14 protein-coding genes are annotated in these 14,439 nt (G+C 40.7%); 1 reads left to right on the top strand and 13 read right to left on the bottom strand.

Translation table 11 applies throughout. The features are described from left to right. Nucleotides 1–98: 98 nt before the first annotated feature. The 8 genes from MHB51_RS02045 to mce all read right to left on the bottom strand — a co-directional run bounded on the left by MHB51_RS02045 (nucleotide 99) and on the right by mce (nucleotide 7,481). Entirely contained in the window at nucleotides 99–1,052 is a 954-nt protein-coding gene (locus MHB51_RS02045) for a DUF4003 family protein (RefSeq protein ID WP_342472332.1), read from the bottom strand. Between the two features lie 51 nt (nucleotides 1,053–1,103). Continuing rightward, nucleotides 1,104–1,613 carry a cupin domain-containing protein gene (locus tag MHB51_RS02040; RefSeq protein WP_342472331.1) on the bottom strand — a complete coding sequence of 170 codons (510 nt, stop codon included), beginning with the start codon at nucleotides 1,611–1,613 and terminating at the stop codon, nucleotides 1,104–1,106. A gap of 365 nt (nucleotides 1,614–1,978) precedes the next feature. Further along, on the bottom strand, nucleotides 1,979–2,485 hold the full coding sequence (locus tag MHB51_RS02035; protein WP_342472330.1) for a DUF1648 domain-containing protein: 507 nt from the start codon (nucleotides 2,483–2,485) through the stop codon (nucleotides 1,979–1,981). A 182-nt stretch (nucleotides 2,486–2,667) separates the two neighbouring features. Next, entirely contained in the window at nucleotides 2,668–3,147 is a 480-nt protein-coding gene (locus tag MHB51_RS02030) for a chemotaxis protein CheW (RefSeq protein WP_066162771.1), read from the bottom strand. Between the two features lie 13 nt (nucleotides 3,148–3,160). Beyond that, nucleotides 3,161–4,273, bottom strand: coding sequence for a M20/M25/M40 family metallo-hydrolase (locus tag MHB51_RS02025; RefSeq protein ID WP_342472329.1), 1,113 nt, complete (start codon nucleotides 4,271–4,273; stop codon nucleotides 3,161–3,163). Nucleotides 4,274–4,342: 69 nt separating this feature from the next. Then, a complete protein-coding gene (locus MHB51_RS02020; RefSeq protein WP_342558864.1) occupies nucleotides 4,343–5,317 on the bottom strand; it encodes a hypothetical protein in 975 nt (324 codons plus the stop codon). A 188-nt stretch (nucleotides 5,318–5,505) separates the two neighbouring features. Then, complete coding sequence (locus MHB51_RS02015) at nucleotides 5,506–7,065, bottom strand: acyl-CoA carboxylase subunit beta (RefSeq protein WP_201261901.1); 1,560 nt, start codon at nucleotides 7,063–7,065, stop codon at nucleotides 5,506–5,508. A 5-nt stretch (nucleotides 7,066–7,070) separates the two neighbouring features. After that, nucleotides 7,071–7,481, bottom strand: a complete 411-nt coding sequence (mce, locus tag MHB51_RS02010) for a methylmalonyl-CoA epimerase (protein WP_066162762.1) — start codon at nucleotides 7,479–7,481, stop codon at nucleotides 7,071–7,073. A gap of 90 nt (nucleotides 7,482–7,571) precedes the next feature. On the opposite strand from mce, the gene prli42 reads away from it, so the two are divergent. Further along, nucleotides 7,572–7,667, top strand: coding sequence for a stressosome-associated protein Prli42 (gene prli42 / locus MHB51_RS02005; RefSeq protein WP_153061598.1), 96 nt, complete (start codon nucleotides 7,572–7,574; stop codon nucleotides 7,665–7,667). Nucleotides 7,668–7,694: 27 nt separating this feature from the next. Here the strand turns inward: prli42 and MHB51_RS02000 are convergent, their stop codons facing one another. The 5 genes from MHB51_RS02000 to MHB51_RS01980 form a co-directional block, all read right to left on the bottom strand. Next, nucleotides 7,695–8,654: an aromatic acid exporter family protein gene (locus MHB51_RS02000; RefSeq protein WP_066162760.1), complete on the bottom strand. Its 960-nt coding sequence runs from the start codon at nucleotides 8,652–8,654 to the stop codon at nucleotides 7,695–7,697. 276 nt (nucleotides 8,655–8,930) lie between these two features. Continuing rightward, nucleotides 8,931–9,371, bottom strand: coding sequence for a BrxA/BrxB family bacilliredoxin (locus MHB51_RS01995; protein WP_066164369.1), 441 nt, complete (start codon nucleotides 9,369–9,371; stop codon nucleotides 8,931–8,933). 82 nt (nucleotides 9,372–9,453) lie between these two features. Further along, nucleotides 9,454–10,533: a methylmalonyl Co-A mutase-associated GTPase MeaB gene (meaB, locus tag MHB51_RS01990; RefSeq protein WP_066162756.1), complete on the bottom strand. Its 1,080-nt coding sequence runs from the start codon at nucleotides 10,531–10,533 to the stop codon at nucleotides 9,454–9,456. After that, nucleotides 10,533–12,680 carry a methylmalonyl-CoA mutase gene (gene scpA / locus MHB51_RS01985; protein WP_107942827.1) on the bottom strand — a complete coding sequence of 716 codons (2,148 nt, stop codon included), beginning with the start codon at nucleotides 12,678–12,680 and terminating at the stop codon, nucleotides 10,533–10,535. Before scpA ends, meaB begins: the two co-directional genes overlap by 1 nt. Continuing rightward, nucleotides 12,677–14,365 carry a methylmalonyl-CoA mutase family protein gene (locus MHB51_RS01980; RefSeq protein WP_342472326.1) on the bottom strand — a complete coding sequence of 563 codons (1,689 nt, stop codon included), beginning with the start codon at nucleotides 14,363–14,365 and terminating at the stop codon, nucleotides 12,677–12,679. Before MHB51_RS01980 ends, scpA begins: the two co-directional genes overlap by 4 nt. Nucleotides 14,366–14,439 lie beyond the last annotated feature (74 nt).

The following is a 14,439-nucleotide window of genomic DNA, read 5'->3' as shown; positions in this document are numbered from 1 at the left end:
ATGTGCGAAAGCACTGCTTTCCGGACGTTTCGTAAGTGTTTTAATCTTTCTATTGCATTAAAAGAAGGAGCTGCCTTTTTGGACAGCCCCGTTATCTCCTAATCACCGCTACTGCTTGAACTAACCGCTACTGCAGTTGTTGCTGCCATAATCGCATATTGCATTGAAATAAGCAATTCAATCGAAACAACAGATAATAATTCGTTTGCCTCAAGTGTACGAATTGGTAAATATTGCTGTACTGCAATGGCGAATGCTTGATCTTTGTACCATTTTAAATATTTTTGACTTTTAAACATTTCATAGAGCTCAATCAATTGCTGAAGCTGTTTATCGTTAATTTGTGTCAATGCTAAAAATCCTATTGAAATATAAAGGGCTGGTCGCACCTTAATTTTTGCCTGTTCTAATTGCTGTTTGATTGCAATGATGTAAGGTACGAATTGTTCATTATACTCAATACTTGGCATTGTTAAAATTTGCGACAATGCCTGAAGTTCGTTTCCTTGTGAAAATTTTGCTTCCTTTAGCTCATCATAATAACGGCGCATCGTATTTGTACGCAGCTCAATATCTACATCATCTAGCGCAAATAATACAGCCACTGGCACATCGTCATAAGAAGTTAAGAATTTATGTCTTTTCCGCATTTCACGATAAACTATCTGTGCCCGCTGTGCTTGTTGTTCTTTAAATTCACTTGTTAAAAATAGCGCTGCAATCGTTGTATAAGATGTGTTTGAGAACTTTGCTTTGCGTAAAATCTCCGTATTGCTTAATAATTCATTAATTGCTTCCTTTTTGTCTGGCTCGCCTGCAATATGCATTGCATAAATATACTGCACTAAAAGATTTGTGCGCAATGTGGAAAAGAAGCCTGTTTCTTTTTTTATTGCGCTAACAGCTTCCTCTAATTCGGCGATATTAACTTCTTGTTGTCTCACCGTGTAGTATGATGCCATTAACAAAACAACCGGTTTCCCTACAGACCATCCTGCAAATTTTTCAATTTCTTTGTAATTTTGTTCGAACAGTTGGATTATTTTTTCCATAGCAAGCACCTTCCTTTATCTATATTCTACGTGGAAGTGTGCTTAAAGGATTCATTTTTTCCGCTTTTCCACTGTACCAAATGGGTGGTCAGGTGGAGCATAAATCGAAAACAGCTTTAATGGCTGTCGCCCAATATTAATGACATTATGCCATTTTCCAGCAGGTACAAAAATCGCATCCCCTGCATTTACAGCCCGCTCTACCTCAAAATAATCTCTACGGTCGCCTATTCGAACGAAGCCTTGCCCTTCCTCAATATAGAGCAATTGGTCTGTTGCTGAATGACGCTCCATGCCGATATCCTCGCCAACACGAATATTCATCAACGTCGTTTGCAAATGCTTTCCCGTCCAAATCGCTCTACGAAATGCCTGATTTTGTATTGTGGCATTGCGCAAGTTAACTACATACGGATGCCTACCATAATCTCGCATTGACGTGCTGTCATCATGCGGCCAGTGCCACGGGTTGTTCGGCTGCATAGGATGTTGCGGCATCATTGGATGGTACGGATATTGCTGCATCGGTGTTTGTGCATAATAATAGCCGTTATAATACACTTTTTAGCCTCCTCTAAAATATAAGCTCGCCTTATGCTATGCAAAACTAGATACAAATGTCCCAATTAGGAGGCGTCCAAAAACCATGCATTGCTGCTATTTTGGCAAAATAGCGCTTTCTTTGAAAACGGGAGAAACACGAGGGTTAGTGGTGAGGGCTTCTAAAAGGTCATTTGGAGATACTCCTACTGCGACATAACTACTGTAGGAGCACGCGAATTTAGTAATTATTTAATATGGAAACATGCGCTTACAAAACAAAATCCCCTTTTCAGAAAGCTCTCACTATTGTCACGGGTGAATTCTTTGCTGAAACAATAGAAAAAGCGCCCATCAAGCAACTACACTGTTTGTCGGCGCCTCCCTCATTTGATTTTCATCATTTTAACAATACCGAAAATTATAATGCTAAAAAGTAACACGAGTAGCACAATTAAAGTAGATGAGCCAAGCAATAGCTTTTTTTGTTGAGCAATTATTACAATTTCATATGTAATATACGCAAAAATAAGGCAACATATATTTTTCGTGTAGTTCAATACTTTTTTACTTGCTTTATAAAACTGCTCTACATTTGATTCATTTAGACGCGCGGGATAATTATGCAAATGCGGCTTTTTTTCTAATATTTGTAGCATGAAAAATAAGGCGATGCCTATAATCGGCAAAATAAGCATTTCATATTTGGAGCCCCAACGATCTATTTCACCAACTCCATTAAAATGCATCGGCACTCGTGCAGGCAAAGTTGTCCAATTTAAAGCAATAAATATAATAGCAAATAATAGCGCAGCAATACCTATAATATCTGCAATTTTTTCTGTAGTTGATTTTGGAAGATTAATTTTTGGTCGATAAGGTTCCTTTAACATATTCACACCTCTTTCTCTATTTTGTTCACAGCTTTTATACCGTTTAAAGTATCAAAAAGTTTCAAAATATATTTTAGTGTTTTTTTATGTTGTAAGTTGCGAGTTTTATTAATTTATCTACAATTTCTTTCAATTTACTGCTTAAAAAGCTGACGCATTTGTGCATCAGCTTTTTAAGTAAATTAATTTTCCTGTTCATTTTCTAGCATTTTATGCATATATTCAATAATTTCTCGAATACCATCTAAAGAATTGACTAGAATTTTTGGGTCAACACATGTAATCATGCGGTTTTCTAGATTTGCAACGGCTGTAAAATATTTTGTTTTGGCATAGTTGACTAATCCGATTTGCTGTAATTCGTTATCGCTAAAATCTAAAATTTCCTTCGCATCAGATACGACAAGTCCGTAATTGACGATGTCTGTATTTAGTACAATCATGCGCACTAAATCACCTGTGCTTGGCGTATTATATAAAATTCGTTGAAAATCAATAACTGGTATTAATTCGCCTCGAATTCGTGTAAAGCCAAGTAAGTAGTCGGGCAAATGTGGAATGGGTGTGATTTGCTCAAGCTTTTCAATTGATACTACTTGCTCAACTGGTGCAGCATATTCTTCATTGCCGCAACCAAAAACAACTGATTTACGAAAGTCCATGATTTACCCTCCCCTATTTCACTGTTTGTTTCACAACTTCTACTAATAAGCTCGCTAGCTTTTCTAATTCAGAAATTGGCATGCGCTCATTCGTCGTATGAATTTCCTCATAGCCAACTGCAAAATTTACTGTCGGGATACCAAAACCTGATATAATATTTGCATCGCTACCGCCACCTGACGCAAATAGCTTTGGCTCACCACCAATTGCACGAACTGCAGCTGTAGCTACTTGTACAACTTTATCGCTCTCAGTTACACGGAAGCCCGGATACATCAGCTTTACTTCCACCTCTGCACGACCGCCTAATTCAGCAGCAGTACGCTCAAATATTTCTTTCATATGTGCTGTTTGCGCATTTAATTTTTCTTCTACAATTGAACGCGCCTCAGCTAAAATTAATACTTCATCACACACGATATTTGTTGCCTTTCCACCCTCAAAGCGCCCAATATTTGCTGTTGTTTCAAAATCTAAGCGCCCTAGCTTCATTTGAGCTATTGCTTTTGCAGCAATTGTAATGGCTGAAATACCTTTTTCTGGTGCTACACCAGCATGTGCTGACTTACCAATGATTTTTGCGTTAACCTTTGCCTGGAACGGTGCTGCTGTGACGATTTCGCCCACTTTTCCACTGCTATCTACCGCGAAGCCATATTTTGCAATAATATGCTCAGGGTTCAATTCCTTTGCGCCTACTAAGCCGCTCTCTTCACCTGCTGTAATAATAAATTGAATTGTACCATGTGCGATATTTTCTTCCTTTAAACGGCGCACCATTTCAAATAATGCGGAAATACCCGCCTTATCATCTGCACCTAAAATTGTTGTGCCGTCTGAGTAAATATAGCCATCTTCGCGAACTTCGGGACGGATACCGACACCCGGCACTACCGTGTCCATATGGCATGTAAAATAAATTGGCTCTACATCTGCATTACCTTGCAATGTAGCAATAATATTGCCAGCTCCATGGCCGTTGCGTGTATGTGCATCATCTTGGAATACATCGAAGCCTAGCTCCTGTAATTTCGCCACTAAAACAGGCGCAATCTTCTCCTCATGTTTTGTTTCAGAATCAATTTGTACTAGCTCTAAAAATTCATTTATTAAACGACTTGTCATAGTTGAAAACTCCTTGTTATGTAGGTTGTAATTGAAAATTCACACTAATCTTATTGTACGTTGCTATGTTTAGAAAAACAATGATTCATCATCTTTAGAAAAAATATTTTCGCGTTGCTTGGCAATATCCTTTTCTTTTTCAAGCAAATAGGAAAGTTTATTTTCAAGCATAAGCTGTGTGTTTGCGACGTCATCCTGTACGCGCGATAGCTGCTCAATGGATGTGGCGATTTTTGAATGTATGGACCATGCGGAAAATATATCATCAAAGAAATAATCTGCAAATTTAACAAAGCCATCTACTTCAACCGTAAATGCTTTATGCTGCAAATTCTGTATATCAAGCAGCTCATTATGGAAGCGTTGAAGTGCAATTTGTGCCTTATGAATATAAGCTTCTGAATGGTTTAATTTTTCATGCTTCATCGCTGTCACAATGAGACCACCGCCTAAAAACGTATCCCATGTTGAATAGCTTTTAGCCTTCACTAAACATTCAACTGCGTCCGTTAAAGCACGCATTGCATCTTTACCGGCTGTTTGCGCCTCAATCATTTCCTTTTTCAATTGTTTAGCATATAACTCCTGCTCTAGCAATTCATTTAATTTCTCTGCTTGCTTCGGTGCATGCTGCATAAGCCAGAGCTCTTTTTTCCTCGTCAATTTTTCTATTTGCTGTATAATCGCTTGCTCATCTGCTCCCCTTAATTTATCGCATAAAGCATTTAAGTCATGCTGCAAATCCTCATACATGAGCTGACTTTCAATTAATTTTAATTCCTTTGTCGCTACAACGCCAAACTGCTCCTCAAGCAACTCATCGTATTTTCCTATCCATTTATGGAATAGCTGAACAAAGGAAAATTGATCGAGCTTATTTAATTGCTTTCTAGCCTCGAATAATTGCTGTTCATAGCTTTCAATATCACGCTGTGCTCGGCGAATTTGCTGCTCAATTGCTTGCTTTTGCTTCGTTAACTTTTCAATTGCTAATAAACGCATTTGATAGTCCGTATATTGCTGCTGTAGTTCTTTCCACTCCATTGCCATCCCTCCTAGTTTGATTATAGCACCCAATAAATGTTTGCGGGCGAATTTGCCCCGTTAGTGAGCGAATTTTCAATTTTAACGAGCGAATCTCACTCGTTAATGAGCGAATCGTTACCTTAGAACTATAAAAAGCGTCCAAAATGCCGGCAATTGCACAACATTTTGGACGCTTCTCTCCTGCTTTATAATGGGATATTCCCATGTTTTTTATATGGTCGGTCCTCATGCTTTGTTGATAGCATATCTAATGCTTGAATAAGCTTAATGCGTGTTTCACGAGGGTCAATAACATCATCTACCATACCGCGCGATGCCGCTACATATGGATTCGCAAATTTCTCTTTGTATTCTTCGATTTTTGCTGCACGTGTTGCCTCTGGGTCGCTTGATTTCGCGATTTCGCCTGCATGGATAATATTTGCTGCACCTGCTGCACCCATTACAGCAATTTCTGCATTCGGCCAAGCGAATACGAGGTCTGCTCCTATTGCCTTTGAGTTTAGTGCAACATATGCACCACCATAAGCTTTACGTAAAATTACTGTAATTTTTGGTACTGTTGCCTCTGAGTATGCGTATAAAATTTTCGCCCCATGGCGGATGATGCCCCCATGCTCTTGCTTCACGCCCGGGAAGAAGCCTGATACATCCTCAAATGTAATCACAGGTACGTTATAAGCGTCACAAGTACGAACGAAGCGTGCTAGCTTATCTGACGAGTCGATGTCTAAGCCACCAGCTAAAAACTTCGGCTGGTTACATACTAAACCGACAGATTCGCCTGCGATACGAGCAAAGCCTACTACGACGTTTTTCGCAAATTCCTTTTGCACTTCCATAAAGGAGCCTTCATCGACAACTTGCTCGACCACTTTACGTACATCGTATGATTTCGTTTGGTCAATTGGCACAACGTCCACAAGCTCTGAACGATATTCGTCACCAGCAGTGTAGGGCGCTTTTGGAGCCTTTTCTTTATTATTTTGTGGTAAATAGCTTAATAGCTGTTGAATTTGCTTGATTGCTTCTTCTTCATTCGGTGCGCGGAAATGTGCGTTACCGCTAATCGTATTATGCACCTTTGAGCCACCTAAGCCTTCAGATGAAATTTGCTCACCTGTTACTGTTTCAATTACCTTTGGCCCTGTAATAAACATTTGTGATGTTTTATCGACCATTAAAATAAAGTCTGTAATTGCAGGAGAATAGACAGCTCCCCCTGCGCAAGGCCCCATAATTACAGAGATTTGTGGAATCACACCCGAGTAAATCGAGTTGCGGTAGAAAATATGACCGTAACCGTCTAATGATAATACCCCTTCTTGAATGCGCGCGCCACCGGAATCGTTAATGCCGATAAAAGGTGTGCCGTTTTTAGCTGCTAAGTCCATTACTGCTGCGATTTTTTTCGCGTGCATTTCGCCAAGTGCACCACCGAAAACCGTAAAATCTTGTGCGAATAAATAGACATTGCGTCCGTTAATTTTTCCGAAGCCTGTAACAACGCCATCACCAGGGCCCTCTAAATCAGCCATCCCAAAATCAATTGTGCGGTGCGTAATAAATGGATTAATTTCAACAAATGTCCCTTCATCTAATAATAACTCGATGCGCTCGCGAGCAGTTAATTTCCCCTTTTCATGCTGCTTAGCGATACGAGCATCGCCACCACCTTGTTCAATCACGCTTTTGCGGTCATATAGCTCATGGATTTTGTCAAACATATCAATTGTTGTTGTCATTATTTTTATTCCCCTTTTCCACTTTTGTCACATAATTCGTAAAGTACGCCGAATGAATCTTTCGGATGTAAAAATGCTACCTCTGCGCCACCAGCACCAGGACCCGGCTCCTCTGACAGCAGGCGTACGCCTTTTTCACGTAGCTCTGCCATGCGCTCACGAATATCCGTTACCCCGAACGCAATATGGTGAATGCCTTCCCCGCGCTTTTCTATGAAGTTATGAATTGTGCTTTCTTCACTCATCGGTGCGAGCAACTCTAATTTGACATTACCAGCATCGATAAAAGCAACTTTCACTTTTTGAGAAGCGACCTCTTCTATTTTCAATAAAGTGAGCCCGAGCGTTTCTGTGTAATATGTAATGCGCTCCTCAATATTTTTCACAGCTATCCCGATATGATCTACTTTTTTCATCGAATTATTATCCCCCTACAGTCAATTGTGCTTGAGAAATTTCAAAGATTTGATAAACTAAATACAGACATGCTTAAGGAGCGATTAGAAATGAGCAATAAAAAATTTCAAAAGGTCGTAGTTTACTCAATGGTTGTCATTATGTTAGTTTCAACAATCGCAATGGGTGTAGCGGCTATTATGTAAAAGGGGTTGCTTTTATAGCACCCTCTTTTATTTTTGCAAGCCCGCAAAAGACCGTTTAATCGCTAAATACTTATCCATTTCTTCGATGCATTGATACAGTGCTGCCATCGCCAAAAAGGTTTGATGGTCTGTCGGCAAAGGCATCTGTGCAAACTTTACCTTGACAGCATCTAGCTTTTCAATAAAGTGACTAGCTGTATTTCCCGAATGCACATGCTCACTTAAATCCTCCATAAAAACAGCTACTATTTCCGCCTGTTGTACTATAACAGGCAAAGCAGTAATTTTCGGTAAAATTCGTTCAATTATTTCAAGCTGCTGTTCTCGCATATCAAAATATACATAATATAAATTACTTTTGCGCGTTAAGTGGTTTTCAACATCCTGAAAGGCAAGCGCCTTCGCTTTATTAATAACAGTTGCCGCTTCAATCAGCTCATTGCCATCCCACAATGTATCTCCATTCCTTAAATATTGCGCAATTTCTGAAAATATCTTTTGGTAATATGCCTCAATTTGTAGGCGATATTTGTCTAGCTTCGGTTGAATATCAGGCATATACATATTAACTGCTAATCCTACACCATAGCCGATAAGCATTAAGCTTATTTCATTTTGTAAAAGAGCTAGCGAAAAGTGCCCTACCGAATAAATATGCAAAATGATTACAGCGCTCGATACAAAGCCTGCTGTAATGTGAAATGATACGAGCAAAGGAATAAAAACAATGAACATTAACCCTAGCATAATCGGATGATAACTAATTAGCTCAAAGCATAACCATGCTAGCAACATCCCTAATATACTAGCAACAAATCTTGTATAAACCGCATGAACAGATTTTCTTTTTGTTGGTTGAATACATAAAATCGTTAAAATACCTGCTGCCGTATAAAATTGTAAATCGAAAAAATGTGCGATTGCGATTGCAAGTGCTGCGCCAACAGCCGTTTTTAACGTTCGGTAGCCAATCGAAAACTTTTTCATTGGAATGAAGGCTCCTCTTCTCGCGTGAAAAATACGGAGGGGCTGTCCGAAAAGGGCATTTTGTATTGGAATCGCATTGAAAAAGAGATATTTGCTCTTCTCCTTTACTTAAGAGAAACACCGCTAAACTTTTTGCTTCTCTCGTTTTCAAAGAAAGCTCTCTGCAACCCTTTTGCCAAAACACCATCGTCAGTGTCCAAAATACCGATGATGCACGGCTTTTGGACGTCCCCTCTATTTTTCATTGCTTGTTAATAGTTATCGTGAGCTTTTGACTTACACTTCTTCACAATATTCTTCGAAATTACCTTGCAAGTTTAATACGACAGACATTGGGTCATGTCCTTCGATTTCATAGCGTCCAACTTCCGCTACAACTTGTCCATCTTTTAATAGTACAAAGGATGGTGAGGATGGTAAATGGTCTTCACCAAAATGATAACGAGCCGCCGCAGTTGCCTCTTTATCTTGACCGGCAAACACTGTTACCAAATGGTCGGGACGTTTATCGTAATGAACTGCTTGTGTTGCTGCTGGACGTGCAATACCGCCTGCACAGCCACATACCGAGTTCACCATTACTAATGTCGTACCTGGGCGAGCAAATGCTGCCTCTACCTCTTCAGGTGTACGCAATTGCTCATAGCCCGCAGCTTCCATTTCAGCACGAGCGGTTGTTGTAATTTGTTGCATAAATAAATCATAGTCCATGTTCATAATTGTATTCGCTCCTTTCATACTATCTCATCATAGCAAGACAATTAATGATATGCAAAGAACTGATTTTCATTGTATCCGTTTATTTTTCAAAGAGCTTATTGACACCTTGTGTGACCGTTAATTTCCCCTGTAAAATCGCTTGTTCAAGCATGTTTACTTGCATTTTATTGTCTGCATTTTGATAAAAGGAATCATGCAAATGGTCCATAATCATCGCATGAAACCAATCGCGCGTTTGCTCATGGCGACGTATCGACCAATAATTAGAGGCTTGCACCTTTTCCTGAAATTGCTCAATCATTTGCCATGTTTCCTGAAGACCTGTTTTAGCGTGTGAGGAAACAGTGAGTGCTGTGCTCATCCAGCCTGGTGTGGCAGGCTGTAAAAAATGCAAAATTTGCTTGTATTCTTGCATCGTTTTACGGGCTGGGCGAATATTATCACCATCGCTTTTATGAACAATAATACCATCTGCCAGCTCCATAATACCTTTTTTCATTCCCTGCAATTCATCGCCCGCGCCTGTTAGCACAAGAAGTAAGAAGAAATCAACCATACCGCGCACATACGTCTCACTTTGTCCGACCCCTACTGTTTCAATTAAAATGATGTCATAGCCTGCTGCCTCACAGACAAGCATCGTTTCTCGTGTTTTTTTATGAACACCACCTAATGTACCAGCGCTCGGGGACGGGCGAACGTAGGCGTTTGGCTTACGCACAAGCTCCTCCATTCTCGTTTTATCCCCTAAAATACTGCCTCCTGAAATGGAGGAGCTTGGGTCAATTGCTAAAACAGCTACCTTTTTCCCCATATCGCAAAGCATGGAGCCAAAAGCTTCGATAAAGGAGCTTTTCCCAGCACCGGGGACGCCTGTAATACCGATACGGATGCTCCTTCCTGTATATGGTAGCAGCTCCTGCAATAAATTTTGCGCCTGCTGTTTATGTGTGGCATTCGAACTTTCAATAAGGGTAATCGCTTTTGACAGGGAAATGCGGTTACCTGCCCGCACCTCCTCGGCCAGTGTAACAACATCAAGTGTATCTTGTTGTTTTTTACGGAATTTTCTCGGCGTGCCATAATTCATACCGTCATGACCACCTTTCACACCGTCCATTACAAATAGCGCACTTTGTTGCTCCGAGCGTTTTTCCATTACTCTGCCACTTCCTCGTAGCCTAATTGTTTATAAATTTCCTCAATAATCTTTTGTGCGGAAACAGGAATTACTGTACCTGGACCAAAAATCGCAACCGCACCTGCTTCATATAAAAATTCGTAATCCTGTGCTGGAATAACCCCGCCACAAATAACAATGATATCTTCACGTCCAAGCTTTTTCAGTTCACCTACTAGCTCTGGTACGAGCGTTTTATGACCTGCCGCTAACGAGGATACACCTACGCAATGAACATCGTTTTCCACAGCCATTTGAGCCGTTTCTTCTGGCGTCATAAATAATGGTGAAATATCTACGTCAAAGCCTAAGTCTGCATAGCCCGTTGCGATAACTTTTGCACCACGGTCATGTCCGTCCTGCCCCATTTTTGCAACTAAAATACGCGGGCGGCGTCCTTCGTTTTCAAGGAATTCTTCCGTCATTTGCTTCACTTCATTAATTTGCTCTTCATCTGAGAAGTTGGAAGAGTAAACGCCTGAGATTGAGCGGATAATCGCTTTATGACGACCTGATACCTTCTCAATGGCATCTGAAATTTCACCTAGCGATGCACGCGCACGCGCCGCGTCCACAGCTACTGCTAGCAAGTTTTCCTCACCAGTTTGTGCCGCCTTTGTCAGACGTGCTAAATGCTTTTGAACTTCCTCTTCATTGCGATTAGCTTTCATTTTTTCTAAACGTTCAATTTGCTGCTCGCGCACGACAGCGTTATCAATATCTAAAATATCGATTGGCTCTTCCTCTGCTAAACGATATTTATTTACACCGACAATCGTTTCTGTTTTCGAATCGATTTTCGCTTGACGCTTTGCAGCAGCCTCCTCTACCTTCATTTTTGGTAAGCCTGTGTCGATTGCTTTCGCCATACCTCCAAGCTCTTCAATTTCCTCAATTAAAGCCCATGCTTTTTCTGTCAATTCTTCTGTTAGCTTCTCTACATAGTATGAGCCACCCCATGGGTCAATCACTTTTGTCATACCCGTTTCTTCCTGTAAAAATAGCTGTGTATTACGCGCGATACGTGCCGAAAAATCAGTCGGTAAAGCAATGGCCTCATCTAGTGCATTGGTGTGCAATGATTGTGTATGTCCCATAGCTGCTGCGTTTGCTTCGATTAAAGTACGCGTCACATTGTTGAATGGGTCTTGCTCTGTTAATGACCAGCCAGATGTTTGTGAATGCGTTCTTAATGCTAATGATTTCTCATTTTTCGGATTAAATGTTGACATCATTTGTGCCCAAATTCGACGTGCTGCACGCATTTTTGCAATTTCCATATAATAGTTCATGCCAATCGCCCAGAAGAAGGAGAGGCGCGGGGCAAAGGCGTCAATATCAATTCCTGCCTTTAAGCCTGTGCGCACATATTCCAAGCCATCAGCCAAAGTGTAAGCAAGCTCGATATCATTTGTTGCGCCAGCTTCTTGAATATGGTAGCCCGAAATGGAAATCGAATTGAATTTCGGCATAAATTTCGCCGTGTATTCAAAAATATCAGCGATAATTTTCATTGACATTGCTGGCGGGTAAATATACGTATTACGCACCATATATTCCTTTAAAATATCATTCTGAATCGTCCCCGCAAGCTGCTCCGGCTTAACGCCCTGCTCCTCCGCTGCCACGATATAAAACGCTAATACAGGTAATACCGCTCCGTTCATCGTCATCGATACCGACATTTGGTCTAGTGGAATGCCGTCAAATAAAATTTTGGCGTCCTCTACAGAGTCAATAGCTACACCCGCTTTTCCAACATCACCTGTTACGCGGGGATGGTCAGAATCGTAGCCGCGATGTGTTGCTAAATCGAAGGCAACTGATAGCCCTTTTTGCCCCATCGCTAAATTGCGTCGGTAAAAAGCATTTGATTCTTCCGCTGTTGAGAAACCCGCATATTGACGTACTGTCCATGGACGCGCAACATACATTGTCGGATATGGTCCCCTTGTATTCGGGGCGATGCCTGCTACATCTTGTAAATGCTTAGCGTCTTTAACATCTTTTTTCGTATAAACATTTTTCACTTCGATGCCTTCATTTGTCATAAATGTACTTGTAGCTTGTAGCCCTTCTCCAGCTAGTACATCCTCGATGACAATCCCCTGAAAGTTCGCATTCATCTTTGTACCTCCTTTAAGCTTGCCATCACTGCATTTAGCTTTTCCGTAATGTTTTGACCAGCAAAAATAAAGCCATTTAATCCAGCAGCTAGCCATTCCTGCTCTTGCTCTTTAAATTTACCTGCAACATCTAGTAACTGCTTGTCCTGCTTTACTTGTAATAAAGCGGGCACTAATTGTAATGTATCCTCATCTGTTGCTGCTACAACGATATAGTCATAATCAGCAGTGGCTAGCCAGCGCTTCGCTTCTTCAATTGTCGCAATCGCATCCGACTGTGCCATCGTCACACCCGCAGTTGCTAAAAAGCCTGCGACAAAATCCGCTCGCGCTTTAAAGTTTTTCAATTCACCAAATGTTAAAACCGCCATTTTTGCATTACATTGCGCATAGTTTGCACGTACTTTTTCAAATGGAATCGCTAGTCGCTTTACATGTGCAAATTGCTCATTATCCTCAGTACCGACTTCATCAGCAGGATTAGCATAAATATTTGTCCCAATTAAAGACACCTTACGCGTTTCTATTTGCTGAATACGCGTCTTATACACTTCCTCAATCTGCTTTTCGATTGGATATGCATCTAGCCCTCCAGCTTCTTCAATTTGTAAAAATAGCTGCCACGCTTCTTTCACTAAATCGGCTGTTAATGCTTCAATAAAGTATGAGCCACCTGACGGATCGACCACATTTAAAACATGCGACTCTTCAGCGGCTACAAGAAGTATATTACGCGCTATGCGAATCGATTGCTCCGTTGGCTTTGTTAAAACGTCGTGTGGATGTACTGTGAAGACGTCCACACCGCCGATTATACCAGCAAATGCCTCATTGCCTGCGCGCAGTAAGTTGACGTAAACATCCAGTTTCGAAAAGCTACGAACAGAAGTTTCAGCAATGATTGGGACTGCAACTGCCTCATGACCTACCCCCTTGGAAAACGCTTTCCAAAGCACTTTAAATGCCCGAATTTTTGCAATTTCCATAAAGAACTGCGTGTCAATCGCAAAGCTAACAAAGAACTTCTGTGCAAATGCCTCATAGCTATCTACCTGCTTTGCCAAATGACTTGCCTCGGCAAGTGCAATAGCTAGCTCCTGTACAGCATTCGCTCCTTCATTATGATATTTCACTGTATTGCTATGCATTGTGCGGATATTTGGGAAATTAGGTAATGCAAACGCTTCCTCTGAAATAATAAAGCCTGTTACATTTTGCTTTTTCTCTTCCGCAATTTTTTTGAATACATTTAATAATGGGTCATTGCTGTTTTGTACGATGAACTTAAAAGTATATTCTGTAATAAAATCTGCTAAGCTCGCTAAAATGGCATCATCCCATGAGAAGGATACACGACTATCAATTGTTAGTACTTCATTTCCTCGCGCTAAGCTTTCTTGTAAGTTCGCTAAAAATTGCTCCGGCGTATCCCCATATATTTGTTGGGCAATTTCAAATGTATCAGCGACCTTCATTGTGCGAATTGTAGCAACTTGTTTTTCTAGCTGATCCCCTAATTTTTCAATTAATGTTGCCCCTGTATAAATTGGCTCCAGTGTAATGCCTTCCACTGTTTTAGTGAATAAAGATTCAAACGGCTTGCCCTTCAGCGCCTTTATTGCCTGCTCCTGCCATTGTTCATAGCTAGCTGATGCAAACTGAATATCTTTCATATTTATTGTCATATGATCGCTTATCAGCTTCCCCCTTTATCTTTTACTACTTTATATATTACATGAGAAATACCTGACAAGAAAGA

Source organism: Metasolibacillus sp. FSL K6-0083, assembly GCF_038630865.1.
Classification (GTDB): domain Bacteria; phylum Bacillota; class Bacilli; order Bacillales_A; family Planococcaceae; genus Metasolibacillus; species Metasolibacillus fluoroglycofenilyticus.
The sequence above is the reverse complement of the archived record's forward strand: the minus strand, read 5'-3'. Positions and strand labels throughout refer to the sequence as shown.